General features: G+C 35.9%; 32 protein-coding genes, 2 other RNA genes and 2 riboswitches. Of the genes, 23 read left to right on the forward strand and 11 right to left on the reverse strand.

Annotated elements, in window-relative coordinates; all coding sequences use genetic code 11:
* Positions 1–2: 2 nt before the first annotated feature.
* From BCER98_RS06965 to ssrS (BCER98_RS20770), 3 genes are all read left to right on the forward strand, one after another.
* Positions 3–833 (forward strand): sulfurtransferase, encoded by an 831-nt coding sequence (locus BCER98_RS06965; RefSeq protein WP_012093799.1) that lies wholly within the window; start codon positions 3–5, stop codon positions 831–833.
* Positions 834–951: 118 nt separating this feature from the next.
* Positions 952–1,135, forward strand: a non-coding RNA gene (gene ssrS, locus BCER98_RS20765) — 6S RNA.
* 20 nt (positions 1,136–1,155) lie between these two features.
* Positions 1,156–1,339: non-coding RNA, 6S RNA (ssrS, locus tag BCER98_RS20770), on the forward strand.
* Positions 1,340–1,391: 52 nt separating this feature from the next.
* On the opposite strand, the gene BCER98_RS06970 is transcribed toward ssrS (BCER98_RS20770), so the two are convergent.
* Positions 1,392–1,841 carry a hypothetical protein gene (locus BCER98_RS06970; RefSeq protein ID WP_012093800.1) on the reverse strand — a complete coding sequence of 150 codons (450 nt, stop codon included), beginning with the start codon at positions 1,839–1,841 and terminating at the stop codon, positions 1,392–1,394.
* 82 nt (positions 1,842–1,923) lie between these two features.
* Between BCER98_RS06970 and BCER98_RS06975 the strand changes: the two genes are divergently transcribed.
* The 5 genes from BCER98_RS06975 to BCER98_RS06995 all read left to right on the forward strand — a co-directional run bounded on the left by BCER98_RS06975 (position 1,924) and on the right by BCER98_RS06995 (position 6,189).
* Positions 1,924–2,235 (forward strand): hypothetical protein, encoded by a 312-nt coding sequence (locus BCER98_RS06975; RefSeq protein ID WP_012093801.1) that lies wholly within the window; start codon positions 1,924–1,926, stop codon positions 2,233–2,235.
* Positions 2,236–2,238: 3 nt separating this feature from the next.
* Complete coding sequence (locus BCER98_RS06980) at positions 2,239–3,471, forward strand: glutathionylspermidine synthase family protein (RefSeq protein WP_012093802.1); 1,233 nt, start codon at positions 2,239–2,241, stop codon at positions 3,469–3,471.
* A complete protein-coding gene (locus BCER98_RS06985; protein ID WP_012093803.1) occupies positions 3,468–3,854 on the forward strand; it encodes a DUF350 domain-containing protein in 387 nt (128 codons plus the stop codon). The genes BCER98_RS06980 and BCER98_RS06985 overlap by 4 nt, the downstream gene beginning before the upstream one ends.
* A gap of 100 nt (positions 3,855–3,954) precedes the next feature.
* Positions 3,955–4,118: riboswitch (M-box (ykoK) riboswitch) on the forward strand.
* A gap of 364 nt (positions 4,119–4,482) precedes the next feature.
* A complete protein-coding gene (locus BCER98_RS06990) occupies positions 4,483–5,190 on the forward strand; it encodes a P-type ATPase (protein ID WP_012093804.1) in 708 nt (235 codons plus the stop codon).
* A 132-nt stretch (positions 5,191–5,322) separates the two neighbouring features.
* Positions 5,323–6,189 carry a 5'-3' exonuclease gene (locus BCER98_RS06995; protein ID WP_012093805.1) on the forward strand — a complete coding sequence of 289 codons (867 nt, stop codon included), beginning with the start codon at positions 5,323–5,325 and terminating at the stop codon, positions 6,187–6,189.
* A gap of 54 nt (positions 6,190–6,243) precedes the next feature.
* Here BCER98_RS06995 and BCER98_RS07000 read toward each other — a convergent pair whose 3' ends face one another.
* Positions 6,244–6,612, reverse strand: a complete 369-nt coding sequence (locus BCER98_RS07000) for a winged helix-turn-helix transcriptional regulator (protein ID WP_012093806.1) — start codon at positions 6,610–6,612, stop codon at positions 6,244–6,246.
* Between the two features lie 155 nt (positions 6,613–6,767).
* Between BCER98_RS07000 and BCER98_RS07005 the strand changes: the two genes are divergently transcribed.
* Both BCER98_RS07005 and BCER98_RS07010 read left to right on the forward strand, forming a co-directional pair.
* Positions 6,768–7,376, forward strand: a complete 609-nt coding sequence (locus BCER98_RS07005; protein ID WP_012093807.1) for a hypothetical protein — start codon at positions 6,768–6,770, stop codon at positions 7,374–7,376.
* 164 nt (positions 7,377–7,540) lie between these two features.
* On the forward strand, positions 7,541–7,801 hold the full coding sequence (locus BCER98_RS07010) for a DUF6123 family protein (RefSeq protein WP_012093808.1): 261 nt from the start codon (positions 7,541–7,543) through the stop codon (positions 7,799–7,801).
* Between the two features lie 2 nt (positions 7,802–7,803).
* Here the strand turns inward: BCER98_RS07010 and BCER98_RS07015 are convergent, their stop codons facing one another.
* The 3 genes from BCER98_RS07015 to BCER98_RS07025 form a co-directional block, all read right to left on the reverse strand.
* Entirely contained in the window at positions 7,804–8,709 is a 906-nt protein-coding gene (locus BCER98_RS07015; RefSeq protein ID WP_012093810.1) for a DMT family transporter, read from the reverse strand.
* Position 8,710: 1 nt separating this feature from the next.
* Entirely contained in the window at positions 8,711–9,109 is a 399-nt protein-coding gene (locus tag BCER98_RS07020) for a reverse transcriptase-like protein (RefSeq protein ID WP_012093812.1), read from the reverse strand.
* Positions 9,110–9,190: 81 nt separating this feature from the next.
* Positions 9,191–10,063, reverse strand: a complete 873-nt coding sequence (locus tag BCER98_RS07025) for an aldose 1-epimerase family protein (protein WP_012093813.1) — start codon at positions 10,061–10,063, stop codon at positions 9,191–9,193.
* A gap of 121 nt (positions 10,064–10,184) precedes the next feature.
* Positions 10,185–10,229: riboswitch (PreQ1 riboswitch) on the forward strand.
* A gap of 6 nt (positions 10,230–10,235) precedes the next feature.
* Between BCER98_RS07025 and BCER98_RS07030 the strand changes: the two genes are divergently transcribed.
* The 3 genes from BCER98_RS07030 to BCER98_RS20775 all read left to right on the forward strand — a co-directional run bounded on the left by BCER98_RS07030 (position 10,236) and on the right by BCER98_RS20775 (position 11,856).
* Positions 10,236–10,721, forward strand: a complete 486-nt coding sequence (locus tag BCER98_RS07030; protein WP_041809608.1) for a QueT transporter family protein — start codon at positions 10,236–10,238, stop codon at positions 10,719–10,721.
* Positions 10,722–11,007: 286 nt separating this feature from the next.
* On the forward strand, positions 11,008–11,667 hold the full coding sequence (locus BCER98_RS07035; protein ID WP_012093816.1) for a ribonuclease H family protein: 660 nt from the start codon (positions 11,008–11,010) through the stop codon (positions 11,665–11,667).
* Between the two features lie 12 nt (positions 11,668–11,679).
* Positions 11,680–11,856, forward strand: coding sequence for a zinc-finger domain-containing protein (locus BCER98_RS20775; RefSeq protein ID WP_012093817.1), 177 nt, complete (start codon positions 11,680–11,682; stop codon positions 11,854–11,856).
* Positions 11,857–11,937: 81 nt separating this feature from the next.
* On the opposite strand, the gene BCER98_RS07040 is transcribed toward BCER98_RS20775, so the two are convergent.
* Both BCER98_RS07040 and cspD read right to left on the reverse strand, forming a co-directional pair.
* On the reverse strand, positions 11,938–12,186 hold the full coding sequence (locus tag BCER98_RS07040) for a DUF2564 family protein (protein ID WP_012093818.1): 249 nt from the start codon (positions 12,184–12,186) through the stop codon (positions 11,938–11,940).
* 117 nt (positions 12,187–12,303) lie between these two features.
* Positions 12,304–12,501: a cold-shock protein CspD gene (cspD, locus tag BCER98_RS07045; RefSeq protein WP_012093819.1), complete on the reverse strand. Its 198-nt coding sequence runs from the start codon at positions 12,499–12,501 to the stop codon at positions 12,304–12,306.
* Between the two features lie 531 nt (positions 12,502–13,032).
* On the opposite strand from cspD, the gene BCER98_RS07050 reads away from it, so the two are divergent.
* From BCER98_RS07050 to BCER98_RS07065, 4 genes are all read left to right on the forward strand, one after another.
* Positions 13,033–13,326, forward strand: a complete 294-nt coding sequence (locus BCER98_RS07050) for a hypothetical protein (protein ID WP_012093820.1) — start codon at positions 13,033–13,035, stop codon at positions 13,324–13,326.
* Between the two features lie 287 nt (positions 13,327–13,613).
* Positions 13,614–13,955, forward strand: a complete 342-nt coding sequence (locus BCER98_RS07055; RefSeq protein WP_012093821.1) for a DUF485 domain-containing protein — start codon at positions 13,614–13,616, stop codon at positions 13,953–13,955.
* A 2-nt stretch (positions 13,956–13,957) separates the two neighbouring features.
* The gene (locus tag BCER98_RS07060; RefSeq protein WP_012093822.1) at positions 13,958–15,508 is read left to right on the forward strand and encodes a solute symporter family protein; all 1,551 of its coding nucleotides are present in this window, start codon (positions 13,958–13,960) and stop codon (positions 15,506–15,508) included.
* A 162-nt stretch (positions 15,509–15,670) separates the two neighbouring features.
* Positions 15,671–17,026 (forward strand): aspartate aminotransferase family protein, encoded by a 1,356-nt coding sequence (locus BCER98_RS07065; RefSeq protein ID WP_012093823.1) that lies wholly within the window; start codon positions 15,671–15,673, stop codon positions 17,024–17,026.
* A gap of 45 nt (positions 17,027–17,071) precedes the next feature.
* Here BCER98_RS07065 and BCER98_RS07070 read toward each other — a convergent pair whose 3' ends face one another.
* Complete coding sequence (locus BCER98_RS07070; RefSeq protein ID WP_012093824.1) at positions 17,072–18,229, reverse strand: cation:proton antiporter; 1,158 nt, start codon at positions 18,227–18,229, stop codon at positions 17,072–17,074.
* Positions 18,230–18,586: 357 nt separating this feature from the next.
* Here BCER98_RS07070 and BCER98_RS07075 point away from each other — a divergent pair, with 357 nt between their 5' ends.
* Positions 18,587–20,254 (forward strand): ribonuclease J, encoded by a 1,668-nt coding sequence (locus BCER98_RS07075; protein ID WP_041810309.1) that lies wholly within the window; start codon positions 18,587–18,589, stop codon positions 20,252–20,254.
* A 92-nt stretch (positions 20,255–20,346) separates the two neighbouring features.
* Here BCER98_RS07075 and BCER98_RS07080 read toward each other — a convergent pair whose 3' ends face one another.
* Positions 20,347–21,024: a DUF421 domain-containing protein gene (locus BCER98_RS07080; RefSeq protein WP_012093826.1), complete on the reverse strand. Its 678-nt coding sequence runs from the start codon at positions 21,022–21,024 to the stop codon at positions 20,347–20,349.
* 178 nt (positions 21,025–21,202) lie between these two features.
* Here BCER98_RS07080 and BCER98_RS07085 point away from each other — a divergent pair, with 178 nt between their 5' ends.
* The gene (locus BCER98_RS07085; RefSeq protein WP_012093827.1) at positions 21,203–21,784 is read left to right on the forward strand and encodes a YdcF family protein; all 582 of its coding nucleotides are present in this window, start codon (positions 21,203–21,205) and stop codon (positions 21,782–21,784) included.
* 93 nt (positions 21,785–21,877) lie between these two features.
* A complete protein-coding gene (gene nfsA, locus BCER98_RS07090; RefSeq protein ID WP_012093828.1) occupies positions 21,878–22,612 on the forward strand; it encodes an oxygen-insensitive NADPH nitroreductase in 735 nt (244 codons plus the stop codon).
* 122 nt (positions 22,613–22,734) lie between these two features.
* Here nfsA and BCER98_RS20780 read toward each other — a convergent pair whose 3' ends face one another.
* Positions 22,735–22,851 carry a YjcZ family sporulation protein gene (locus tag BCER98_RS20780; RefSeq protein WP_081428358.1) on the reverse strand — a complete coding sequence of 39 codons (117 nt, stop codon included), beginning with the start codon at positions 22,849–22,851 and terminating at the stop codon, positions 22,735–22,737.
* A 464-nt stretch (positions 22,852–23,315) separates the two neighbouring features.
* Here BCER98_RS20780 and BCER98_RS07095 point away from each other — a divergent pair, with 464 nt between their 5' ends.
* Complete coding sequence (locus BCER98_RS07095) at positions 23,316–23,483, forward strand: aspartyl-phosphate phosphatase Spo0E family protein (RefSeq protein WP_012093830.1); 168 nt, start codon at positions 23,316–23,318, stop codon at positions 23,481–23,483.
* Between the two features lie 44 nt (positions 23,484–23,527).
* Here BCER98_RS07095 and BCER98_RS07100 read toward each other — a convergent pair whose 3' ends face one another.
* Positions 23,528–24,130 (reverse strand): HD domain-containing protein, encoded by a 603-nt coding sequence (locus BCER98_RS07100; protein ID WP_012093831.1) that lies wholly within the window; start codon positions 24,128–24,130, stop codon positions 23,528–23,530.
* A 169-nt stretch (positions 24,131–24,299) separates the two neighbouring features.
* Between BCER98_RS07100 and BCER98_RS07105 the strand changes: the two genes are divergently transcribed.
* On the forward strand, positions 24,300–25,133 hold the full coding sequence (locus BCER98_RS07105; RefSeq protein ID WP_012093832.1) for a flagellar motor protein MotP: 834 nt from the start codon (positions 24,300–24,302) through the stop codon (positions 25,131–25,133).
* 18 nt (positions 25,134–25,151) lie between these two features.
* Complete coding sequence (locus BCER98_RS07110; protein ID WP_012093833.1) at positions 25,152–25,829, forward strand: OmpA family protein; 678 nt, start codon at positions 25,152–25,154, stop codon at positions 25,827–25,829.
* Positions 25,830–25,914 lie beyond the last annotated feature (85 nt).

The raw sequence follows: 25,914 nt of genomic DNA on the forward strand, positions 1-25,914 counted from the left end.
GCATGATTGTCACGGTTGAATGGTTACGTAATCATATAGAAGATGAACATGTTCGAGTGATTGATTGCCGTTTTGATTTAGCAAATCCAAATTGGGGCCGGCAGCAGTATGAACAAGAGCATATCCCTTACGCATTATATTTTGATTTGAATCGTGATTTATCGAGCCCTGTAACGAAGCACGGTGGGCGCCATCCGCTTCCTAATATGAAAGAGTTTGCCGAAAAGCTTTCGCAAGCTGGCATTGATGAAAATACGACAGTTGTTGCATATGATAGTCAAAGCGGTGCGATGGCTTCACGTTTATGGTGGCTGTTAACGTATGCAGGGCATAAGAAAGTATATGTGTTAAATGGAGGATTTCATGTATGGAAAGAACGGAATTTACCAACAGAATCTGAATGTACTGAAGTGAAGCGGAAAGAGTTCATTCCAAACGTACAAGAAAATATGCTTATAACGATGGAAGAGGTGAGAGAAAGTATTCGTACCAATGTCGATATGACATTAATTGATTCGCGAGAGCCAAAACGGTATGCTGGTATAGAAGAGCAAGTGGATTCTCAGGCTGGACATATTCCAACAGCACAAAACTATTTTTGGAAAGAAGGAATCACAGAAGAAGGTAAGTTCAAAGAACAAAAAGAACAAGAAGAGCGCTTCCATCATCTCGATAAAGAGAAAGAAATCATCGTGTATTGTGGCTCTGGCGTAACGGCTTGTCCGAATATATTAGCGTTACAAACAGCTGGTTTTCAGAATGTAAAATTATATGCCGGAAGTTGGAGCGATTGGATTTCTTATCCAGAAAACGAAATTGAAAAAGAACAGTAGTAAACTCTTGCATACGAAAATATTTTGTATTAAAATAAGGTCACAGTAAGAAGTTGTTGTATAAATATTATATTTTACACATTGTTTGTAATGTGGTAAGATAACGACAAGTAAATAACACATCCTGCGGTGTGCGTAACTCATTTATGTCTAAAACCGATGTTAGTAATAAGGAAGCTCAACATTTAGTTATTATAATCAAGCCTTCCTTGTGGAGGAAGATGTATGGTAACTGTGAGGGCATCCACCTGCGAGTAGCGGGTTTTTGGACATTTAGGAGGAACGGCACGTGCGGGGGTTTTATTTCAACTCATATCATATAAAATTCCTACGGTGTACGTAGCTTATGTATGTCTTAAACCAATGAGTATAATAAGGAAGTTCAATATTTAAATGTAAACAGTAGGCCGTCTTTTTAAGAAGGAAACTGGAAGCGTTTGTGAGGACATCCACCTGTGAGAGCAGGTTTATGGACATCTAGAGAGAACGGCAGATGTGGGACTATATAAAAAACCTTACGTTTGAGGCGTAAGGTTTTTATTATGGTAATTGGAAAGCTTATCGATGTTCGTTATTAAAAGTTCCATAATACACATAGCATTTTCGGTCTTCATCAATTTCTCTTGAGTCTAATGTAAATTCTATAAATTGTTCATCTTTTTGTATATAGATGATATCGGAATGGAGAATCGATAAAATATCCTCATGATTCCAAACCTCTTTACTTTCAAGTAAAATAGAGTCCGTCCCTTGTAGCTCTCTAATTTCAAAACCGATATGAGAATATGTATGATCTAAGGGATCATTAAGAAAATCTTCTTTTTGTACGTATAAGACCGCTGTTTCATCATGATCCATCGCGGTTGCTGTTACAACATACGTATCCCCTTCTTTCACGAAATACTCACAGGTCATTCTAGCGATGACTTCCGAAACAGGAATATTTGTATAGTTCCATAAGGCAGGATATTGTTCCTCTTCACTATTCAGTCGATATTCTAACCGCAATTTCCATCCCTCTTCCTTTTTCTTCTACTTTATCACGAATTCTTTTATAATAAAAATATAATTTATAAAGGGGAGTGGGAAGGTGACAAAAACAAAATTGTTAGTATCAAGTGTAATTACTTCTTTAATGGCAACTACTGTATCAGGTTGTACACAAGATCTTCCACCAAAACCAAAGGATAAAAGTTGTTCGAAGTGGAAGTGGGATGATGAGATGGGGGTTTGGCGATGTAATGATGGTTACTCGAGCCATGGTGGAGCTTATTATTATGGCGGGAAATATTATCGTAATAAGGATACTCTTACAAAATCATCGGAGTTTAAGTCGTATCAAGCTTCTTCCAAATTTAAAGGAGGGATTGGTAGCGGTACAAAAGGTGGATTTGGAGGGTGAATAATGTCCTTATATAGAAAGGAAAGAAAACGATTTTATTCCAAATTCCCTCATTTTTGGTCTGATTTATATGGTGGGGAATATAGCTTGTTTTATCTTTTTGAAATAACGGAAGAAACGGTTCGGAATTTACAACTTGCGACAGAGCGAATGGGAAAAATATTTTTTAAGACTGCTAGACTTCTTCGCACGTTATCTGACGTACAGCTTCTTGAACTTGGATTTCCACTTTCCAGTCTACCTTATATTAGAATGAGGTCTTTGTTTCCTGAATCTGTTATTTCGCGTTTTGATTTCGCTGTGACAGATGGTGGAATAAAAATGCTGGAGTTTAATAGCGATACGCCGACCTTTATTATGGAATGTTTTCAAATAAATGGAGCAGTTTGTAAGGCCTTTGATTGTTATGATCCAAACAAGCAGCAAGAACGTCTTCTTTCTTCGGGGATAACAAAAGCTGTAACGGAAAGTGCGAAAGGAATTGCAAATCCAAATGTAGTATTTACAGCTCATCATGAACATATAGAAGATTGGAATACAACGCAATATTTGAGAGAATTATGTCAAGTGGAAAGTAAAATCGTACCAATGTCAGAGCTAAGAATTACGGATGAAGCTTTAGTTGATACGGACGGTATTCCGATTGATGTTTTATATCGGCAAACGTATCCAATTGAAGACTTACTTGAGGATCATGACCCGATTACTGGAGATTTTGTTGGGATTGAGTTATTGCAACTTGTGAAGAGAGGGAAGCTTTCGATTATTAATCCGATTTCGGCCTTTCTTATGCAGCCGAAATCCGTTCAAAGTTTAATTTGGGGGTTAGCAGAGGAGGAGGCTTTTTATACAAGGGAAGAACAAGAGTGGATTCAGACATATATGCTTCCTACATACTTAGAGCCTGATGAATTTTTAGGAAAAGATGCCTTTGTTCAAAAGCCTTCGTTTGGCCGGGAAGGCGACACTGTTACAATTCGTGATAAAGACATGAAAATTATGACGCAAAATACATATCAAACATATAAAAAAGAACTACCAGTATTTCAAAAGTACATAGAACTTCCAGTTGTTTCTCTTGAGACTGCAAAAGGGAAAGAAGATTTGTCCTATGTATTTGGTTCGTTTTTAATTGCTGGGAAGCCAAGTAGCATTGGGATACGTGCTGGTGAAAAGATTACAGGGAATGAATCTTATTATTTACCTATAGGAATCAAAAAGGGGGAGTATACATGACGAATTTTTTACTTTATTTAGTTGTTTCGTTAGGTCTTTTATGCATCGGTTTGTTTCTTATGGAAGTGACGACAAAAGTGAAAGAATTTTCGCTTATGGCAAAAGGAAATAAAGCGGCGAGCTATGCGCTTGGAGGGAGAGTTCTTGGTCTCGCCATCGTTCTTTATTCAACGGCCGCTCATTCCGTTTCATTGCTTGATATGCTTATATGGGGAGCAATTGGTGTATTGGCACAAATCATTGTGTTCTACTTAGCAGAATGGTTAACGCCTCGTTTTAATATTAATCAAAGCATTGAAGAAGATAATCAGGCGGTTGGCCTTTTCCTTATGTTTTTATCCGTGTCCATCGGAATTGTCATTGCTGGATGTTTAACCTATTAAGCTCCTAGTTTCCAAGAAATACTTGTTGCAATTTAAAAACTTTAAACCGAAAGTGTTGACATCTATTTTAAATCAGAGTAACATTTTCTATGTAATGCAATAAAGTCTCTGTTAGGTGAGGCTCCTGTATAGAGAAATGCTACTGCCCAAAAATGTCGAGAGACGCCAATGGGTCAACAGGAATGATCGAATTAAGGTTTTTCTTAATGTAGCTGGTAATGTACCTATGCTATACAGTGCTAAAGCTCGGCGAGGGAGAGGTTCGTAGATTTCTATATGGAGTAGAAATCGTTTATTTCTGTATGTTATGGCCTTTACTCGTTTTTGAGTAAAGGTCTTTTTGTTAACGTGCTATGAGAATTTTCATAGTATGAATTGTAATTAAAATGAAAGAGGAGGTGAGGAGCATGTCGAACTCTGACTCGGTTCCGTTACCCATATACTTGGAAGCAAAAATATATAATGTAGGTAGGAAACGACTTGTTCCTCCCCCTATATGGAATCATAAGGTGACACTTTTGGAGCATCGTAAGCTAAATATGGAACACTTTAAAGGGGATACTGTTAAAGTGGGGTAAATTGAGAAACAAAGCGTTTCTTCCTATGTTGTAAAGGAGGAGACGAGCATATGTTACATGTAAACAAACTTGTGGGTAACACTTCTCACAAACAGAGTAAAAAAGGAATGAAAGAACAAATATTGTTACAACAAAATAAAGAGTTGTTAATTGAAATCGCAACAAGAGACGTGAAATCTGTATTTGTTTATTTTAAAACAACAAGAGACGGTCTTTCTATGAAAGAAGCACAAAAGCGTATCCATGTGTACGGGAAAAATGAATTCTCTTCCAAACGTACACTTTTGACAAATGTAATCATGAAACTAGGCGGAGTGATTCCTAGTTTGACAAAACAACGTGAGCAGTGTGATGTGGAAACAGTTACAGTTTCTAGGGTAGAAGGAGAGATGAAGCAAGAATCGAAAAGAATCAATCTTCCTGTTACAGAACTTGTTCCGGGAGATATCGTTTTTCTTTCTGCAGGTGATACAGTTCCAGCTGATGTTCGCATTATTTACGCAAATGATTTATTAGTGGATGAATCTATGTTAACTGGAAAAGAAACAAATGTAGAGAAATTTGAAAGCTGTTATTATCTCGAACGCAAACGTTTTATTCCATTAAAACGAATGAAAGACTACAACCCACTTCAACTTGAAAATGTATGTTTTAAAGGAACAAAAGTGGTAAGTGGTGCAGCGAAGGCAGTTGTTATTTCAACAGGTAAAAATACGTATCCTGGATTGCTTCATACATGTTGCATGCAAACATCTTGAGTTACGAATGGTGCTAAATATGAAAAAACATTGTATAATAAATGGGTTGAAAAAACGTAGAATGGTAATCTATTTGATATAACCTTACGTGTTAGCGTGAGGTTATTATTTTTTGTTAGTAGGAGAGGAATTATGAATAAAGTATTGTTAGTTGATGGAATGGCATTATTATTTCGTGCTTTTTATGCAACAAGTGTATACGGACAATTTATGAAGCGACAAGATGGTACTCCGACAAATGGGATTCATGGTTATATGAAACATTTATTAACGGCGGCGCAAACGATTGAACCCACTCATATTGTAACGTGCTGGGATATGGGCAGTACAACATTCCGAACAGAATCATTTTCAAATTATAAAGCAAATCGGGCAGCGCCTCCAGAAGAGTTGATTCCGCAATTTGATTTAGTTCAGGAAATGACTGCACAGTTATCCATTCCTGTCATCGGTATGAAAGGGTATGAAGCTGATGACTGCATTGGAACGTTAGCGAAAAAGTATTGCAGTGAAGCAGAGGTATATATATTAACCGGCGATACAGATTTATTGCAGCTTGTTGATACGAATGTTACAGTCATGCTACTTCGCAAAGGGGTTGGAAATTATGAGTACTATACCCCGGAAAAAATTATGGAAGAAAAAGGAGTAGAGCCTTGGCAAATCGTTCACGCTAAAGCATTTATGGGTGATACAAGTGATAATTATCCAGGTGTAAAAGGAATCGGTGAAAAAACGGCTTATAAATTAATTCAAGAATATGGTACAGTAGCTGCGGTATTAGAAAATATTTCATCGTTGACGAAAGCGCAGCGAACAAAAATTGAAAATGATTTAGAGAATTTAAATCTATCCTTACAATTAGCGGAAATTCATTGTGAAGTTCCCATTTCGTGCTCATTAGAAGAAAGTGTGCACGAAATTGATGAAAGTAAGATGCGCAGTGTTTGTAATCAAATGAATTGGGGCAGACCTGAAATGTTCATAAGTATGTTATAAAAAATGTCTGATCAAGTAGAGCTTGGTCAGACATTTTTTTGTTAGAATATTTTACTATGATTTCTGCTTTAATTCTTGTATTCTTTTTTCTCCCCAGTCATACATCATTTGTAAAATAGGTTGTAAGCTTTCACCAAGTTCTGTTAAAGAATATTCAACTTTAGGTGGAACTTCTGGATAGACCTTTCTTGTAACGACCCCATCATCTTCTAATTCACGTAACTGTTTGGTTAACACTTTATGAGTAATTTTTGGGAAAAGTTGCTGAATAGCACTAAAGCGCATTGGACCATGTATTCCTAGCCGATATAAAATAACAATTTTCCACTTGCCACTTATAATAGATAACGTTAATTCTTTTGCGCAATGAAATTCTTTACTCTTTATTTTTTGTAATACGTCATCACGTAAGTCTTTTCCCATGTTTTTCACCTTCCATTTCATATCCTAGAGGATACTTTCTATCCTTAAAGTGCATTCTTTTCCCATTGTTACATTACACTTATAATAAAAGAAAGCGCTTTATTATATATTAACACAATTAGGGTTGGGAATTTTAGTATAGAGGGGGAGTATAGATGCAGGAAGTGGGGGAAATGACAAAAAATTTTATTAGTATCTCTTTGGTAGAGGAACCAATCAATATTAATAGTCGTTATACATTTAGTCTACCGCTATATACGATTGGTATATTATGTATGGAGTTACTTAACAAAGGGGATTTACAGCTTAACCATAAAGAAGAATTAGAAATCATCAAAGAAAAAACTAGTAATCGTGGGTATGTAAAACATCTTATGGAATATGTGAAGCAGAAGCGAGGACGTACGTGTAAAGAATGGATGCATTATTTTGCCGAAAAGACGAAAATAACAAATGATATATTTAAAAGTATTGTGAAAGAAATGAAGGAAGAAGGTACAGTTCGGTACCATATGAAAAAAAGCGTTATGAATGTGTTTTCACAAACAAAAATTGAATATGTTACAGGTACAAACTCGTTTGTAGAGCATATGAAACAAGATTCCTTGATGGAAAGAGAAGATAAACTTGAGCTGATGCTGCTGTTATGTGAATACGGTGGTGCAGAACGAGCTACTTTACAAAGAGACAAAGTCTATCGATTCATACAACAAATGCAAGAAGGGATTTTAGAAGGGGCACAAAGAAAGGTTTTATTTGTGTAAAAATAAATTTGATGAAAACAGGTTCTTCGGATAGGAGAACCTGTTTATGTAGGAAAAATCCAAACGCGTGCGAATAAAGAAATTTTCAAAGAAAATTCATTCTCATCTTGCATAAAAACATGTATGATAGGAAAGGGACAATTTTTAAATTAGGTGGGAACAGCATGCAGACAGTGCAGGATTATCTTTCATTCTTATATGCAAAAGGATTCAAGTTATCTGAAGAAGCACAAGGGTTTATTAGGTTTGGTCAAGGATATACAGGTGCATCGGATACAATTGTAAACGCAGCGATTGAGGCGACAATTAAACATCAATTAGAGTTTGATGGGAGTTATTTTGTGGCGCTGCTAGAAAGATTGAAAGAAGAACAAATTACCGATAAAAAAAGCGCAAAGGCTTTTATGCGGAAGTTACAAGCTTAACTTCACGCAGCCTGCGCTTCTTTTTTTGCTTTTGAAGGAAGTTCCACAAAAATCATACCGAGAAAAATACAAAGGCAGCCGAGGATGGCTGAAGTAGATAGCTGTTCACCGGCAACAAGGACGCCTGTTAAAGCAGCGAAGACGGGTTCCATTGCAAAAATAATCGCAACCCTTGTTGGAGAGGTATGTTTTTGGGCTGCTGTTTGAATAAAAAAGGCAATAGAGGTTGCAAATAAAGATGTAGCAAGTAGCGCAAATAAGAAAGCGCTGTTCGTCCATAAAGAAGTAGAGAATATTTTTTCGTAATCTTCAAATAAAAAGGCGCAAATAGTCGAAAAGACTCCGACAGATAAGATTTGAGATGTACTTAATAATAAAGGTGATATTTTTTTGGAAAAGACGCCGTTGATTAAAATATGGGCTGCAAAGGCAATCGCACAGCCGAGAACGAGTATGTCTCCGATATTAAGCTGAAAGGAATCAGCAGCAGTTAATAAATAAAGGCCGATTGTGGCAGTGAGAATGCCGATTAAAACAAAGGGCGACGCCTTTTGTTTTAAAAAAATGAATGAAAGAATCGGAACCATAATAATGCTGAGCCCCGTCAGAAATCCTGCTTTAGAAGAGGTTGTATAAAGCAAGCCAAATGTTTGCAAAAGATAGCCAGCAAACAGAAAAAAGCCTACAATGAGTCCAGCGAAACTACTACAGTACATTTGTTTCTTTGAAATCTTTTTTGAAAATAGAATTTGGATGAATAATAAAATGATGCCAGCACATAAAAAACGAATAGCGTTAAATGTAAAAGGATTCACAAATGACATTGCATTTTGAACAACGACAAATGTAGCTCCCCAAATAAAGGAGACGAATAATAAAGCAAAAGGAGCAATCCACTCTTTCTTCATATTAAGACCTCCGTTCATTTTGTAAAATCGCTTTTCTTGCTAGCTCATCTGCAACTTTATTTTGACTGCTTGGAACCCACTTGATAAAGAAAAGCTCGAACTTATCAATATATGTTAATGCTTCTTGTAAAAGTGGAGCGTATGTTTTGTTTTTTGCATATTCTTTTTCAATCGCACGTTCTACAAGCTGAGAATCGGTGCGAAATGATACAATGCTATAATTATGTTTTATACAATATTTTAATGCGATAAGTAAGGCATGGTACTCAGCTTCATGGTTTGACATGCTCCCAAGAGGGATAGATAATTGCACCGGTTGCTGAATCCCTTTAATAAAAACGCCTGCACCAGAAGGACCAGGATTTCCTTTTGATGCGCCATCAATATATACTTCAATCAAAATAAGATACCTCCGTTAATGAATCATAAGGATCCCCCCGCCTTATTTATGAGAAAAGCGGGGGAGAAAGTTGTATATGTACTATCCAATTGTAATGCTATAACGACATGTAAATGTTTCATTCGCTTGTAAAGACTGAATTCCCTTTTTCTCTTTGAAATCTTTTGCTCTGTTTACTTCATCAGCAATTCCATACCAAGGTTCAATGCATAGGAAAGGAGCATTGTTTCCGGGTGTCCATACCCCGACGAATGGGAAGCCTGTAAATGTTACTTTCACAAATTTATTATGCTTATGAGATCGAATTGCGATTTCATTTGTATTCATATTTTCAAAAATAAGAGCATCATTTTTGAATAAATCATATGTAAGCGGTAATTCTGATGCATGATCTACAATAAGCTGTTTTTCCTTTGAAAGAAATGGTCCTTCTAAAATGCTCGTTTCTAAATATTCTGGTCCACGGAATGCAAGGTAGTAATCTGTAAATGATGTACTTTCTACAAGTGGGCAATTGAATCCAGGGTGAGCACCAATGGAAAAGAACATTTCTTGCGAAGATGGATTATGTACGTTGTAAGTAACGTGTAGAGTTTGCCCCTCGAGTTCATAAGAAACGAATAATTCAAATTCATAGGGATATTTTTGTAACGTTTCTGCATTGCTCGTGACGATATAAGTAATAGTTGTTTCACTCTGTTCTTTTATAGAAAAGGGAAGATCGCGGGCGAAACCGTGTTGTGTTAATGAGTAAGCAGTGCCGTCTACATAATAGGTATGATCGACTAATCTACCGACGATTGGGAATAAAAGGGGAGCGCGGCGTCCCCAATAGTTAGCGTCTCCTTGCCATAAGTATTCGGTGTTGTCTTCTTTTAAACGAATGCTTTGTAGTTCTGCACCTTTTTCAGAGATGGAAACGATTACTTTTTCATTTTGAATTGTTGCTATCATGAAGTGAAACCTCCTAAATAGTTCATCGTTCTTATTATACGTTGTCTATAAGAAAAAAGGTAGTAATCTATTGACGAATGGTTAGCTATTGCGTACAATATGAAATTGTTGTGTAAAAACGAATCACGTGGTTCGAAACCATCCCACGTAAAAAAACTAAGGAGTTTTTATGATGAATATTAAAACATTAGTTGGAAATGGTATTATTGCAGCTTTATATATTGCTGTTTCCACACTGATTCAGCCATTTGGCTTTACAAATGTACAGTTCCGGGTGTCGGAGATGTTCAATCATCTCGTTGTATTTAATAAAAAATCCATTTACGGAATTGTTTTAGGTGTATTTTTAACAAACTTATTTTTCTCACCGATGATTGCATACGATTTAGTATTTGGAGTAGGACAGTCAGTTTTTTCGCTTCTTGCTACCATTATTTCGATGCGCTTTATTAAAGGAGTTTGGGAACGGATGATTTTTAATACAGTTATCTTTACGATTACAATGTTTATGATAGCGATTGAACTTCATCTTGCATTTGATCTACCATTTTTACTGACATGGCTTACATGTGCAGCTGGTGAATTTGTTGTCATGGCAGTTGGAATGCCGGTTATGTATTGGATTAATAAACGAGTACAATTTGAAAAAATGATGTAAATCATAAAGAAAGAGGCCGTGCCAATTGAAATAGATTGGGCGGCCTCTTTGTACATAAAGTGAAACTTTAACCAGTGGGAAGGTTCTTCAGTCCGCATCGACCTTTCTTGTTCCGCTCTCTATCTTGAGATGGGAGGTTTACTACCTTAAATTAGAAAGATAAACGTTTCCCTGAAAAATGAAATGTTCATATAACAAATGGATACCGGATTCACTCGCATATAATATACGGATTTTTGATAAAATATAATAACAGATAAGAAGTCATCTATAAGGGGAAAATAATATGAAATACAAAATTCATTGGCAATATAAAACAAAACATGGTCTTCAAACTGAATTAACAACAGAGTATATAAGTATCGAGGAAGCACTTCAACTTGCAGCTGACTTTGAGAAAACTGGACGTGTAAAGACCCTTATATTTTATGATGAAATGAATGTAGAGTGGACGCTAAAAGAAATGAAAAAGCTCAGTAAACAAGTAGAAGAGGAACCACAAGATATTCATCTTTATTTTGATGGTGGCTACGATGTCGAAACAAAAACAGCAGGTATTGGTATATGCGTCTACTATAAAAAGGGAAGTAGTAATTATCGAATTCGTCGCAATGCTTACATAGAAGGAATATATGATAATAATGAAGCTGAATATGCAGCATTGCAATATGGCATACATGTATTGGAAGAATTACAAGTGAAATATGAAGCAGTTAGACTACGCGGTGATTCGCAAGTTGTACTGCAACAACTTGCTGGAAAATGGCCATGTTACGATGAGCATTTGAATGATTATTTAGATCAGATTGAACAAAAGGCGAAGCAAATGAAATTGAAACTGATTTGTGAGCCAGTAGCGCGAAAACAAAATAAAGAAGCTCATCAATTGGCGACACAGGCGCTAGAAGGGATAGCAATCGATAGTCATATAGAAATAACTGGATAAAGGGGTGTAGTGGTGAATAAAAAGCGACTGATTATCGAGGTGAATGATTTATTAGAGACATATTGTCAAGATTGTTTTTTACAAGAACATAATCGGCAAACGCATAGTAAGTACTATGCCCATTCTTTTTGTATTCGGCAATGCACAGTTGGACAACAGTTAAAGAAATATGGAAATCAATTATCATAAAAAAACATCCAGAGGTTCCTCTGGATGTTTTTTATCGTCTCATTTCTTCCTCTCATATATAGAATTCAGTTAGAGGGAAGATCAATGCTTAGCTTCTTGTAATTGATGTTCGCATTGGTCTAATTTTTTTTCTTCATTTCGTAAAAAAGGTTTATCTAAATCCGTTGCAACGGATTTCATAATTTCAAGTTGGGAGCGTGCCGACTCAACTGCATTTGTCGCATGCTCCAAGGATTCCGGGTCCATTGTAATCGTTGCAGAACCTACTAGTTTTTGTGCAGTTTCTACGCGGAATTTTACTTCTTCAAAATCATTTACATGTGAGCCCATCCTGATTACCTCCTTTGTAGTTTCACATTTCACATAGTTTTTGCTCTGCAAAAGGGAAATATACAAAGGAATAAGAAAGGAGGCTACCTCATTGGTAACCCCCTATTATACGTTAGATTAAAGTTTTACTACGTTAGCTGCTTGAGGTCCGCGGTTACCTTCAACGATGTCGAAAGAAACTTCTTGACCTTCTTCTAAAGATTTGTAGCCTTCGCCTTGGATTGCTGTGAAGTGTACGAATACATCGTCAGCACCTTCGATTTCGATGAAACCAAACCCTTTTTCGTTGTTAAACCATTTTACTTTTCCTTGCATGTTACAATTCCTCCTAAAAACAATTACTTTTTCATTTAGTCATATTCATTTTAAATATTGCACATTCACAAAACTAGAAATGCTATATTCTCGAATATTCTGCTAAATGATTAATTTAAATATACACGAAATGGTAGAATTTAGTCAAGTAAGCGGTTTTAAATTTTTGTATTTTTAAATAATTTTTTGCTCAAATTTCTTATATTTTGAATGGAACAAAATATAAAAAACTGCATTGAATCCAACTTTTCTTTATTATTTTGGAATCCTAGTTTTAATGGGAAATACATACTGCTATTTTTCTTCATGCGCACAACTACTTCTGTATAGTATGAGAGTATTTTTCAAACGTTTTTAGTGTAAAACAAGGAATTTTGCAGCAGAATATAGAATATATTCATTAAGAAGGCTTCGGTGTTTTTTCATAGCGGATTTTTCCTTACAATATATACTCCTTCAGTCTTATTTGAAGGGATATGTGAGAGGAAGCTGAACTGATGTTGTTCATACAAGATTGAAGGGGAGATTGTTATGTATCGAACCATTATTCATGGAAAAGAAATCATTATTACACTAGGTCCAAAAATTCGAAAAGAAGTGACCGACAGAAATTCGTTATATGAAGCTGTACTTCAAACGGTAGAAAGACTATTACAAACAAAGCAACCAACGTTTGCAGTAAATCATGATGAGTTTGGACTGATTATTGGTGAAGTGCAGAGAGGGGAAGTAACGGTTTTTGCGGTTGAACATATTATTCCGAAGCAAAATATATTTGATCCAAAGAACTTTTTGTCTACAATAAATCGGCAAGCAAATTTGTAATATCATGTGAATACGATAGATAAAAAAGCAGTCGTAACGGTAGTCGTTACGACTGCTTTTTTTCTGAAAGAGGGGGATGAAACGAGTTGTTAAGGGATTCTTTTTACGACATGATAGTGTAATGATGTTTAGATTTATTGCGAAAAAATATAGTAGAAAATTGTAGTAATATGACAGGAAATGTCTACTGAAAAACCTTTGCAGCAAAGGAGAGATTGTCTAAAATAAATATAAGTTTCTGAATATTTATAAAATTTAGACCTTTGAAATGGAGAGGAGAATGGGAAATGAAACGAGAGGATAGTTCGGCGCGTCAGTTGCAAAGAGAGATCAATTATACAGAAATTGTGCAATCAACTGAATTTCAAGCATTGTTAGAAAAGAAGAAGAGATTTATTATTCCGATGAGCATCTTTTTCTTTAGTTTTTTCATTGCCTTACCGATTTTAACATCGTATTCAAAAGTGTTACATACAAAAGTGTTTGGTGATGTGACATGGGCGTGGATTTTCGCTTTTGCTCAATTTGTTATGACGTGGGCGCTTTGTATGATTTATAGCAAAAAAGCTGAATCATTTGATGAAATTGCTCAGAGGATTCTCCACGATGTGAAAAAAGGGAGGGGATAAAAGTGAATACGACGGCATTTATACTGTTTTTAATAATTGTGCTTGGTACGCTAGTGATCACGTATTTTGCCTCGAAAAAAACGAAAAATGCGAGCGAGTTTTATACAGCTGGCGGAGGATTAACGGGTTGGCAAAATGGACTGGCTATTGCTGGTGATTATATGTCAGCTGCCTCGTTTCTTGGAATTGCAGGAGCGATTGCGTTAACGGGATTTGATGGCTTTTTTTACAGCATTGGTTTTCTAGTTGCTTATTTAGTCGTGTTATATTTAGTAGCTGAGCCCTTGCGGAATTTAGGGAAATATACACTAGCGGATATGATTGCAGCACGTTTTAATGCGAAAAAAGTGCGAGGCATTGCGGCGTTAAATACAATGACCATCTCCATTTTTTATATGATTGCTCAATTGGTAGGAGCGGGTGCACTTATTAAATTATTGTTAGGGATTGAATATACAACGTCAGTTTTAATCGTTGGTACATTAATGACGGTATATGTTATTTTTGGGGGCATGACGGCAACGAGCTGGGTACAAATTGTAAAAGCGGTATTACTTATGGCAGGTACATTTATTATTTCAGTCATTGTATTTGCCAAATTTCATTTTAGTATAACGGACATGTTCACCCAGATGAAAACAGCAACACCGCTGAAAGAAGCATTCTTACATCCAGGAGTGAAATATAAAGATGGACTGGATACACTTTCTTTAAATTTAGGACTTGTTCTTGGAACAGCAGGCTTACCTCATATTCTTGTGCGCTTTTTTACGGTTCGCGATGCAAAAACAGCACGTCAATCTGTTGTATGCGCAACATGGTTAATCGGTGCATTTTATATTATGACGATTTTTCTCGGCTTTGGTGCAGCTGCATTTGTTGGAAATGCAGCGATTGTGAAGGCGAACCCAGCAGGGAATATGGCAGCGCCGCTATTAGCCAAAGCGCTGGGAGGAGATTTCTTATTTGCCTTTGTTTCTGCTATTGCATTTGCAACGATTTTAGCCGTTGTAGCGGGACTTGTTTTAACAGCTGCTTCAGCTTTTGCTCACGATTTTTATAATGAAATTATTCGCAAGGGGAAAGCGACCGAGAAAGAACAAGTATCGATGGCGCGCTATGCATCACTTGGCGTAGCTATATTGTCGATTATTTTGGAGCTATTTGCTCAAACGCTCAATGTTGCGTTCTTAGTTTCCTTAGCATTTGCAGTTGCTGCAAGTGCGAATTTACCCGTTATTTTATATACAATTTATTGGAAGCGTTTTAATACGACGGGGGCTATTTGTGGAATGCTTGTTGGATTAATTTCAGCCATTGTTTTAGTAGCATTTAGTCCAAATGTGTGGAGCCCAGAAGCCGGGAAAGCAATTTTTATTGGCGAGGCGTTATTCCCTTATACAACACCAGGAATTATTTCCATTCCACTCGGATTTTTGGCGGCTTACTTAGGAACAATTTTTTCCAGCAGGAAAGAGGATAAAGCGAAATTTGATGAAATTCTTGTTAAATCTAATACAGGATATGGCGTGAGTGATGTTTCTAGTCATTAAACGAAAGAGCTTTCCGATTTGGGAGAGCTCTTTTTCATTTTAAACGCTGGAATGGGTAGGATTTGTATCGTTCATGTGGAATGAAGATAAGCAGGAAGTTTTAACTCATCATGGCACCAGCACAGCTTGAGAAAGAATAAGTTGTTATGAAAGGTGGAATGTATGGTGAAAATGAAGCAAACAGATGCACTACTTGTAAAGGATGAAAAATATGTTTGGCACGGCATGCGACCATTTAGCCCGAAAGGAATAATGGTTGGAGCGAAAGCAGAAGGGTGCTGGGTAGAAGATATAGACGGGAAAAGATATTTAGATGGAATGAGTGGTCTTTGGTGTGTAAATAGCGGATATGGGCGAAAAGAGCTTGCTGAGGCGGCGTATGAGCAATTGCAAAGGTTATCCTATTTTCCAATGTCACAATCGCATGAGCCTGCAATAAAACTTGCCGAAAAATTAAATGAATGGTTAGGAGGAGAATATGTTATTTTCTTCTCTAATAGTGGTTCGGAAGCAAACGAAACAGCATTTAAAATAGCAAGGCAATATTATGCCCAAAAAGGGGAAGCATCCCGCTATAAATTTATATCGCGTTATCGCGGTTACCACGGAAATACGATGGCAACGATGGCAGCGACCGGACAGGCGCAGCGTAAATATCAATATGAGCCATTTGCTTCAGGCTTTTTACATGTAACACCACCAGATTGTTATCGAATGCCGGAAATAAAATCGCAAGACATTTATGATGTAGAGTGTGTAAAAGAAATCGATCGCGTTATGACATGGGAATTAGGCGGAACGATCGCTGGGTTTATTATGGAGCCAATCATTACAGGTGGTGGCATTTTAATGCCGCCACAATCCTATATGAAGGCTGTGCATGAAATTTGTCAAAAACATGGAGCTTTACTGATTAGTGATGAAGTTATTTGTGGTTTTGGTCGGACTGGAAAAGCATTTGGCTTTATGAATTATGGTGTGAAACCTGATATTGTGACAATGGCAAAAGGGATAACAAGTGCATATTTACCATTGTCGGCGACAGCGGTAAAAAAAGAAATATATGAAGCATTTAAAGGGACAGGGGAATATGAGTTTTTCCGTCATATTAATACATTTGGTGGAAACCCCGCAGCTTGTGCACTTGCACTTAAAAACTTAGAAATTATGGAAAATGAAAATTTAATTGAGCGTTCTGCACAAATGGGAGCTCTCTTGTTAGAACAGTTAAAAGAAGAACTTGAAGAGCACCCTTTCGTCGGAGATATTCGAGGAAAAGGATTGCTTGTTGGGATTGAGTTAGTTCGTAATAAACAGACGAAAGAACCGATTGAGGATGAGAAAATAGCAAGCGTAGTGAATGGTTGTAAAGAAAAGGGATTAATCATTGGACGAAATGGGATGACAACAGCGGGCTACAACAATGTGTTAACGTTGGCACCACCGCTTATTATTTCAAGTGAGGAAATTGCTTTTGTAGTAGGGACGCTGAAAACAGCGATGGATTGTATAAAATAGGAAACAGCAAGCCATATTGTTTGGCTTGCTGTTTTATGATGAAGATTATGCACTTTGCTTTAACTGCTTATCTTTCACACCGAAAGAGTACTTCAGCATTGGCGGTGTAATCATTGTTGTCAAAATAACGACGATTACAATGGCTGTAAAGTAGTCTTTTGCTAATAATCCAGACGTTAATCCTTGCCCGGCGATAATAAGAGCAACTTCTCCACGTGAAATCATACCAGATCCAATGATTGTAGAGGACTGTAAATCAAATCCTGTTATACGTGCCCCAAATCCACAGCCGATCAGCTTTGTTAAAACAGCAATTACCGTTAAGGCTAAGATAAACCACACCTTATCTCCAATACCTGCAAATGTAATGTTCATGCCAATACTTACAAAGAAAATAGGAACGAACATTGCATAGGCAATTGGTTCTACTTTCTTTTCGACTTCATGTTTATAATCTGTTTGAGAAATCGCGATACCTGCTGCAAATGCACCGATAATACCTGCAATTCCTAATATTTCACCGAAATACGCAAATGCAAAACAAATAATAAGAGCTGCGCTAATAATGGATTCTGAGACGCGCAGTGGTGATAACCAGCGCATAATCATTGGAACGCCTTTCCAACCAATTAAAATAATAGAGGCAAAGAAGACAACTTTCTTCAAGACAACCATTGTTAAGTTTACATCATCAGCACCTAAGAAGCTCATTGCAAATGCTAATAAAATGACAACTAAAATGTCATCAAATACAGCCGCGCCAAGCATCGTTGTACTTTCACGTGTTTTCATCTTCCCTAAATCTCTAAGTGTTTGGACAGAGATACTTACGCTTGTCGCACATAGCAGGAGGCCTAAAAAGACTGCGTGTGCTTGATCCATACCGATTACAAGACCAGCTACATAACCGCCTACAAATGGAAGAACAATCCCGCCGACAGCAACTGCAAAAGAAGAATTGCGATTTTCATTCAGTTCTTTTAAATCCGTTTCCAGTCCAGCCATAAACATAAGAAGGATAACGCCGACTTCACTTAATTGTGTAAGTAAATCTGAGTTGTTTACCCATCCTAATACTGCAGGACCGATTATAATACCGACAAGTAATTTTCCAAGCACAGACGGTTGCCCGAGTCTAACACTAATATCCCCTGCGATTTTTGTACTTAATAAAATTAAGGCAATTTGAAAGAAAAATTCCATCTCATCTCTCCTTTTCGTTTTTTGTTTTATATAACGATTTCTCGGAATTTGCTTAATGTAAGATTGTATGTACACATTAAACAAGGGTTCTTAATACAGGTTCTTTTGAACTTGTAATTTGAACCTGTAACAAATATATAATACATTTTCAAAAAAATCAATGTTAATTTTAAAGATTTTCATAGTTTTCATGATTTAGTGATAGTATCTTTTTACGAAAAAATTCATGTTCTTATATGTATGGAACGTCTTTTCATAGCAGATAATAACCCTTAAATGGAATGGTTTTATAAAAAGGATACTATGCTTATGTAGATATCCTTTAATCGGTAGAAAGGGAGGATATTGAATTTGAGCATGTCAGAAAATACATTATCAATTTTTGCGTTAGGCGGAGTGAATGAGATAGGGAAAAATATGTATGCCCTTCAATATAAAAATGAGATTGTAGTAGTAGATTGTGGTTCTAAATTTCCAGATGAAAGCTTATTAGGCATTGACCTTATTATTCCAGATATTACATATTTACAAGAAAATAAAGAAAAGATTCGAGGACTCTTTGTTACACATGGACATGAAGATCATATTGGGGGAATACCGTATATATTAAAACAATTAAACATCCCCATTTATGCAAGCAAATTGACGCTCGGCTTAATCGAACTGAAATTAAAAGAACATCACTTACAAAATCAAACAAAACTGATTATGGTTGACTCTGAATCTGAAATTGAGTTGGAGACAATGCGTCTTACTTTTTTTAAAACAAATCATAGTATTCCTGATTGTCTCGGGATTGCATTTCATACAGATGAAGGAACAGTCGTACATACAGGGGACTTTAAATTTGATTTAACACCTGTAAATGAGCAATATCCGGATATTCATAAAATGGCGAATATTGGGGAGAAAGGAGTACTAGCGTTACTCTCTGAAAGTACAAATGCGGAGCGAGCCGGATTTAGCCCCTCAGAGCGCTTGGTAGGTGAACGAATAGAAGAAGCGTTTCAGAAAGCGCCAAGAAAAGTGATCCTCTCTACTTTTGCTTCAAATGTGAATCGTGTGCAACAAGTAGTGAAAGCTTGTTTAAAAACAAAAAGGAAATTGGCGTTACTAGGAAGAAGTATGGTAAATGTAGTATCTGTCGCAATGGAGCAAGGATATTTAACGATTCCTGAAGGAATGTTAATTGAAGCGGATGAGATCAATAGGTTAGATCCAGAGAAAGTAGCAATTCTCTGTACAGGCAGCCAAGGGGAACCGATGGCAGCACTTGCTCGTTTAGCTAGTGGAAGTTATCGGCAAGTGGAAATTTTGCCGGAGGATACGGTCATTATTGCGGCAACGCCTATACCTGGAAATGAACGTAACGTGTCACGTATTATCGATAATTTATTTGTATTAGGTGCCAATGTGATTTACGGTACGGGAAGTTCGACAGGTATGCATGTGTCCGGGCATGCATATCAGGAAGAATTAAAACTAATGTTAACTTTAATGAAACCGAAATATTTCATTCCAATTCATGGTGAATTTAGAATGTTACACCATCATAGTTTGTTAGCGGAGTCTGTTGGGGTTCAAAAAGAGAACATTTTTATCATTAAAAATGGGGATGTAGTGGATATAAGGAAACAAGTCGCCTATCAATCAAGAAGGATACCTGCTGGGAACATATATGTAGATGGACTGGGAATTGGTGATGTAGGAAATGCTCTTTTGCGTGATCGCAAACAACTTTCGGAAGATGGTATGCTTATTATTGTAATTACTTTGAGCAAAACAGACGGAGATATGATTTCAGAACCAGACATTATTTCACGCGGTTTCATATATGTTCGTGATTCAGAAGAATTTCTGAAGGAGATTAATCAATCCGTTGTAGAAACGATTCAGCGCCTGCAGCAATCTTATACGGGCCAATGGTCGATTTTGAAAAAGGAAATAAGAGAAAAGTTAGGTCAATTCATATATACGAGTACAAAACGAAAACCAATGATTCTGCCGATTATTATTGAAGTGTAATGAATTGTGGAGAAACTGAATCCCGCTTTCAAAGGAGGAGAGGGGAATATAGGAAAAGAATGCAGCATAATAGAAATCCCCTTTTTTCTATATTAAGGGGATTTTTCGTTTTTGAGGCTAATGGCAAAAGAACCATCGATTTCTTGAACAGAAGCAAATGCGATGCCTTTTATTGTATCAAATCCTTTTGCTTTTAATTCTTTTTTTAGCCAATCTACATTTTTATGGATTAGTTTTAAATTGTCATATTGAATTTGTTCATCAACAATAACTGCTACTGGTAAGCCGGCGTATGGAACATCCATATGTATATCTTTTGGAGTAAGCGGGATGAGTTCTCTTTTTGGTAAAATACTAATAGAGCCATTTGCCTCTAAAATCGCATATTCAATATCACTGACATTGGGATATCCAGCTACTCTTAAGTTAGAGAGTAGTTCTGCAATCGGATATCTGCTTTCTTTTAAGTTTTTAAATAAAATATTTCCATGTTTGATGAGAAGTGTTGGATGTCCAAGAATAAAAGGATTCAGTTTGTTTAACAAGCTAAGCTTTGTAATGAGAAGATGGAGAAATGTAACAATGATAATGCCCATAATGGCCTGAAATAGGTTGTCTATTTTAATCGCTCCGAAAGCTAAATAAGATAAAAAGATGATAGCGCCAAAATCATGCGGTGTGAGCTGTGCTAATGCTGACTTTCCTAATAGTTTAATCACTATAATAAATAATATATATAAGAAAGTTACTGTACTTAAAAAAACAAACAACGTTGATCCCCCTTAAGACAAATTTGCATGATAAATGGTATACACTTTCTTTACTATGCCCTGCATAGATGATAAATATTACATTTTGAGAGTTGATTTATTTTGTTGGGATTTTATATATGAAAATATTAATAGTGGCACTATAATGAAAAGTAGAAAAATAGGAGATTAATCGTAAATGTTAACAAAGAAAAAAAGTATAAAATATAGCCTGATTACAATGTTCATTATCATTGGTTATATAAGCTTCTTGCAGTACGAAATATATAGGCATGGACATATGGAAGTGAAAAATGATGCAGATTATATGATTGTGCTTGGAACGAGTGTGAAAGGAAGTAAACCATCATATGCGTTACAATATCGAATTGATGCCGCGGCGAACTATTTAAAACAGAATGAGCGAACAATCGCAATTCTATCGGGAGGACAAGGGAAGAAGGAACATATTTCAGAAGCATTAGCAATGAAACGTGGACTTATGAAACAGGGCATTTCAGAGGAAAGAATGATACTGGAAGATCGCTCGACAAATACAGATGAAAATATTACGTTCTCTAAAGAGCTGATTCCACCGGATCGAAAAAAGGGTCTTCTTGTTACAAATGATTTTCATATGTTTCGTGCTAAGAAAATTGCTGAGAAACAGGGCTTACATTTAGAAGGGCTTTCTGCTAGAACCCCGAAACCAATTGTCATCAAATCGAATATTCGCGAATATTTTGCAATCACAAAATATTGGATGTTGAATCGAATATAATACCTTATTATGATGTCACTTTACTTGGAAGGAAAAAATAGTTTTTGCTACAATTTAAGTGTTAATTTTTCATTAGGAAGAGGGGCGATTTTGATGAATGAAATGATACAGAAAATGAAGAGTCATACGTCAGTACGAAAATATAAAAAGGAATCGGTTCCTAAAAATATAATAGAACGAATGGTACAGGCAGCTCAGCATGCAGCATCATCTCATTTTGTTCAAGCGTATTCCGTTCTCTATGTAACAGATGAAACATTAAAAGTAAAGCTAGCAGAGCAATCTGGAAATCGACATGTGCAACATTGCGGAGCATTCGTTGTTTGTTGTGCCGATTTAAAACGTTTAGAAATTGCTTGTGAGAAACATGGAGCAGAGATCAAGCACGATAGCGTAGAAGATTTTATCGTTGCTACAGTAGATGTATCATTATTTGCTCAAAACTTAGCGCCTGCTGCAGAATCATTGGGATATGGTATTTGTTATATTGGGGGTATTCGAAATAACCCAGAAGAAGTGAGTGAGTTGCTTCATTTACCAGATAAAGTATATCCAGTCTTTGGGATGACAATTGGAGTGCCAGATCAAGAACATGAGGTAAAACCGCGCTTGCCAGTCGAAGCCATTTTACATGAAAATACATACGATGTAGCGAAATATGAATCATTATTAGAAAAATATGACGAAACGATGAGTGCATATTATAGTGCTCGATCTAGCAATCAAAAAAATGTAACATGGACAGAATCGATGAGCACATTCATGTCAAACGAAAAACGAATGCATATGAAGGAATTTTTAAATAAAAGGGGTTTAAATAAAAGGTAGTGTGATAAGAGCTTACCTCAAAAGTATAGATTTTGAGATAGGCTCTTTTTATAAGTGCTAGTCCTATTTCTATTTTGGGTAGCGGAGAAATAAGAAAAAAGGGCGCTCAGTTGAGTGCCCTTTTAATATCCAAATCCGCCGCCCCAGCAGCTGCATCCGATAATAATTAAAAGGATAAACAGCACAACGAGTAAAGCAAATCCGCCACTAAAACCAAAGCCACTAGCTTCATAACCCATGATTTTTTCCTCCTTTCCCAATGTGCATTTGTATAACAAGGGGGGTACTTCATACGTTATGTTTGTTGACCAAAAAGGAGCAGGTCCATTTAAAAAAATGAATGAGATAAAGCAAAATTTTTTGAATCGATGGGGATTTTTTATTCTGACTGATTCAAAACTCAACTTCCAGCTGGATGTTTTATTTTTGCGCAGAATAATGAAAAAGTTCTATCTCATGCAAATGTATTAGCCACGAATAGAATGATACAATATAAGGCTGAATGAAATGAAAAAACAACTATTTCTTCCCATACGTTTAGAGAATTTAATGAAGAGCAGTGAGTACAATAAAGGGTGTTTCTATAACTATGAATTTTAATTTATAAATTTTTAAATAAATTCTTGTTTTTTTATTTTTTTATATGAGCGGATGTATTATACTTTAAAAGTAATAATATGGAAAAGGAGTTTTTATTATAGATATGGAGATGAGACAATTACAAGAGAAAATAGAAAATCAGAAGCAAGAGCTAAGTGTACTTGTGGCTCAATATGGATTAGCGCACAATAAAGTGTTGTTGTTTAGTAGAGAGTTGGATGCATTAATTAATAGATTTATGAATGAACAGAAAGAATCGTATGAAATATAGTTCTAAATAAAGAAAGACACTCTTTAGAGTGTCTTGATAGGAAACTATTGTTTACAAGCCTCAACATCAATGCCAGCGGCAATTAATTTCTTTTCGCCTTCTCGTTCAATTATTTTTTGTAATTTTGATAAGAAGGAATCGAAGTTTGTGTGCTTAGCAACTTGAAATGTCATTTTATGTTCAATAGGGAGCCAAGTGCGAATATCTGCTTCATTATGTTGGATCTTTACTTCCAGTTTATCTAAAGCATTTGCAACTTTTGCTTCATATGTTTCTTTTTCTTCAAATTCCATCCATAAATGATACAATTCTTCACGAAGAGGACCTTCTAGTGTGTGTTTAATATTTAACATAGCTTGTTGTTCATTTTCTTGTTTTTTTAATTGTAATTCTTGACTATTCATTGTATCAAAAGCGGGAATATCTCCGGCTTCTGCTTCCACAAGATCATGAATAATGACCATTTTAAGTAATTTTTCCATATTTACTTCTTTATCCAAATAAGGCTGAACTAAGATTGCCATAAGCGACATGCGCCATGTATGTTCAGCAACACTTTCTTGACGACCGTTTGAAAGCCAGCTATGTCTCATTTCATATTTTAATTTTTCTGCAAGTGCAATGACTTGTAAAACATTATTTTCCATATGGTTCCTCCTTATATGGTTATATTGTAATTTTAATATAAAAAAGAAATGTGTCAATTTTATGAGGTTATTGCGATAAATAGATAAGGGAAGTATAATAAGAAAGGAATGAGAAAACGTGTTATCAAAATAAAAAAATGAAAAAATAGAAAAAGGAAGGGGCGGAAATATGAGGGAAGAAAATCAACTATTAGCTAGACCACAAAAGAAAAAAAGAAAATTTGATATTTCTAGCCCATTTGGGATTATAGTAGCATTGGCTGTTTTAATTACGGCTATTATGCTTGGCGGAGGTGGAATGAAAGGATTTAAAAATTTCTTGGACGTTTCATCTATTTTAATTGTTGTAGGAGGAACAATCGCAACAATTATTATTGCTTATAGATTTAGTGAAATAAAAAAATATGTAAAAAGTATATTTTCTGTATTGCATAGAAAAGAAGAGGATTTAGAACAATTAACTGAGATGTTTGTGGAGTTTTCCAAAAAATCGAAAAAGTATGGGCTGTTATCATTAGAAGCGGATGGAGAACAGATAGATAATGCGTTTATTCAAAAAGGAATTCGCTTAATGCTAAGCGGGTACGATGAAGATGAGTTAAGAGAAATATTAACAAAAGATATTGAAACAGAAGTATATGAATTAAAAAAAGGTGCAATATTGTTAGATAAAATTGGTGATTTTGCACCAGCTTGGGGAATGATTGGGACATTAATTGGTCTTATTATTATGTTGCAAAATCTACAGGATACGTCTCAAATTGGAACGGGAATGGCAGTTGCCATGTTAACAACGTTATATGGATCTGTTATTGCTAATATGATTATGATTCCGCTTGCTGAAAAAGTGTATCGTGGTATTGAAGATATATACATTGAAAAGAAATTTATTATAGAGGCTATTTCAGAAGTTTACCGTGGACAAATCCCATCTAAATTAAAATTGAAACTTGATACGTATGTATATGAAACGAAAATAAAAAAAGAAAAACGCGCAGCGTAGCTTTTTAGGAGTGGGATAATGATGAAACGACCGCCAAAAGGCTCGCCACGATGGATGACGACCTTTACTGATTTAACAATGTTATTGCTTACTTTTTTTGTATTATTAGTTGCGACATCAAAACAAGATACAGTGAAATTATCAAAAATGCTTGAGAAGTTTAGCGATGCAGAACAAGTAGATGCGGAAGTGATGGAAAATACAATACCGGATATTTCTCATGAAAAAAATAGTGAAAAAGTATCGTCTAAAAAAAGAATGGATAATTTGTATAAGAAGTTAAAAGGTTATGTAACAGAGAATGGAATCCAGGAGGTACAGGTATACCGCGAAGATACAGGGGTTAGCATTGTTATTGTTGATAATTTAATATTTGATACTGGTGATGCAAACGTAAAACCAGAAGCGAAAGAGATTATTAGTAGATTAGCAGGATTTTTTCAATCTGTTCCGAACCCAATTGTTGTAGAAGGACATACGGATAGTAGACCGATTCGTAATGCGAAATTCCCATCAAATTGGGAGTTATCTTCTGCACGCGCTGCGAATATGATTCACCATCTGATTGAAGTATATGAAATAGATCCTAACAGGTTAGCAGCGGTTGGATATGCCGATACAAAACCAGTCGCGCCAAATGATTCGCCAGATAATTGGGCAAAGAATCGTCGTGTTGTTATATATGTGAAAGAATAATATATTTTCTATTTCAGCAAAAAAAATAAAAATACAAAAATTCTTTAAAAAAATATTAAATTTTATCGTTTTATTTTGTATAATG

The sequence above is a fragment of the Bacillus cytotoxicus NVH 391-98 genome, assembly GCF_000017425.1.
In the GTDB taxonomy this organism is placed as follows: Bacteria; Bacillota; Bacilli; order Bacillales; family Bacillaceae_G; genus Bacillus_A; species Bacillus_A cytotoxicus.

What these genes read in the sequence shown, in the direction of transcription:
- cspD (WP_012093819.1), bottom strand. Translation starts at nt 12,501, where the DNA reads ATGCAAGGAAAAGTAAAATGGTTTAACAACGAAAAAGGGTTTGGTTTC.
- BCER98_RS06995 (WP_012093805.1), top strand. Translation starts at nt 5,323, where the DNA reads ATGAATAAAGTATTGTTAGTTGATGGAATGGCATTATTATTTCGTGCT.
- BCER98_RS07005 (WP_012093807.1), top strand. Translation starts at nt 6,768, where the DNA reads ATGCAGGAAGTGGGGGAAATGACAAAAAATTTTATTAGTATCTCTTTG.
- BCER98_RS07030 (WP_041809608.1), top strand. Translation starts at nt 10,236, where the DNA reads ATGAATATTAAAACATTAGTTGGAAATGGTATTATTGCAGCTTTATAT.
- BCER98_RS06990 (WP_012093804.1), top strand. Translation starts at nt 4,483, where the DNA reads ATGTTACATGTAAACAAACTTGTGGGTAACACTTCTCACAAACAGAGT.
- BCER98_RS07000 (WP_012093806.1), bottom strand. Translation starts at nt 6,612, where the DNA reads ATGGGAAAAGACTTACGTGATGACGTATTACAAAAAATAAAGAGTAAA.
- BCER98_RS07070 (WP_012093824.1), bottom strand. Translation starts at nt 18,229, where the DNA reads ATGGAATTTTTCTTTCAAATTGCCTTAATTTTATTAAGTACAAAAATC.
- BCER98_RS07075 (WP_041810309.1), top strand. Translation starts at nt 18,587, where the DNA reads ATGTCAGAAAATACATTATCAATTTTTGCGTTAGGCGGAGTGAATGAG.
- BCER98_RS06980 (WP_012093802.1), top strand. Translation starts at nt 2,239, where the DNA reads ATGTCCTTATATAGAAAGGAAAGAAAACGATTTTATTCCAAATTCCCT.
- BCER98_RS07050 (WP_012093820.1), top strand. Translation starts at nt 13,033, where the DNA reads ATGTATCGAACCATTATTCATGGAAAAGAAATCATTATTACACTAGGT.
- BCER98_RS07025 (WP_012093813.1), bottom strand. Translation starts at nt 10,063, where the DNA reads ATGATAGCAACAATTCAAAATGAAAAAGTAATCGTTTCCATCTCTGAA.
- BCER98_RS07010 (WP_012093808.1), top strand. Translation starts at nt 7,541, where the DNA reads ATGCAGACAGTGCAGGATTATCTTTCATTCTTATATGCAAAAGGATTC.
- nfsA (WP_012093828.1), top strand. Translation starts at nt 21,878, where the DNA reads ATGAATGAAATGATACAGAAAATGAAGAGTCATACGTCAGTACGAAAA.
- BCER98_RS07085 (WP_012093827.1), top strand. Translation starts at nt 21,203, where the DNA reads ATGTTAACAAAGAAAAAAAGTATAAAATATAGCCTGATTACAATGTTC.
- BCER98_RS20780 (WP_081428358.1), bottom strand. Translation starts at nt 22,851, where the DNA reads ATGGGTTATGAAGCTAGTGGCTTTGGTTTTAGTGGCGGATTTGCTTTA.
- BCER98_RS07110 (WP_012093833.1), top strand. Translation starts at nt 25,152, where the DNA reads ATGATGAAACGACCGCCAAAAGGCTCGCCACGATGGATGACGACCTTT.
- BCER98_RS07055 (WP_012093821.1), top strand. Translation starts at nt 13,614, where the DNA reads ATGAAACGAGAGGATAGTTCGGCGCGTCAGTTGCAAAGAGAGATCAAT.
- BCER98_RS06985 (WP_012093803.1), top strand. Translation starts at nt 3,468, where the DNA reads ATGACGAATTTTTTACTTTATTTAGTTGTTTCGTTAGGTCTTTTATGC.
- BCER98_RS07065 (WP_012093823.1), top strand. Translation starts at nt 15,671, where the DNA reads ATGGTGAAAATGAAGCAAACAGATGCACTACTTGTAAAGGATGAAAAA.
- BCER98_RS07105 (WP_012093832.1), top strand. Translation starts at nt 24,300, where the DNA reads ATGAGGGAAGAAAATCAACTATTAGCTAGACCACAAAAGAAAAAAAGA.
- BCER98_RS07095 (WP_012093830.1), top strand. Translation starts at nt 23,316, where the DNA reads ATGGAGATGAGACAATTACAAGAGAAAATAGAAAATCAGAAGCAAGAG.
- BCER98_RS07040 (WP_012093818.1), bottom strand. Translation starts at nt 12,186, where the DNA reads ATGGGCTCACATGTAAATGATTTTGAAGAAGTAAAATTCCGCGTAGAA.
- BCER98_RS07015 (WP_012093810.1), bottom strand. Translation starts at nt 8,709, where the DNA reads ATGAAGAAAGAGTGGATTGCTCCTTTTGCTTTATTATTCGTCTCCTTT.
- BCER98_RS06965 (WP_012093799.1), top strand. Translation starts at nt 3, where the DNA reads ATGATTGTCACGGTTGAATGGTTACGTAATCATATAGAAGATGAACAT.
- BCER98_RS07035 (WP_012093816.1), top strand. Translation starts at nt 11,008, where the DNA reads ATGAAATACAAAATTCATTGGCAATATAAAACAAAACATGGTCTTCAA.
- BCER98_RS07100 (WP_012093831.1), bottom strand. Translation starts at nt 24,130, where the DNA reads ATGGAAAATAATGTTTTACAAGTCATTGCACTTGCAGAAAAATTAAAA.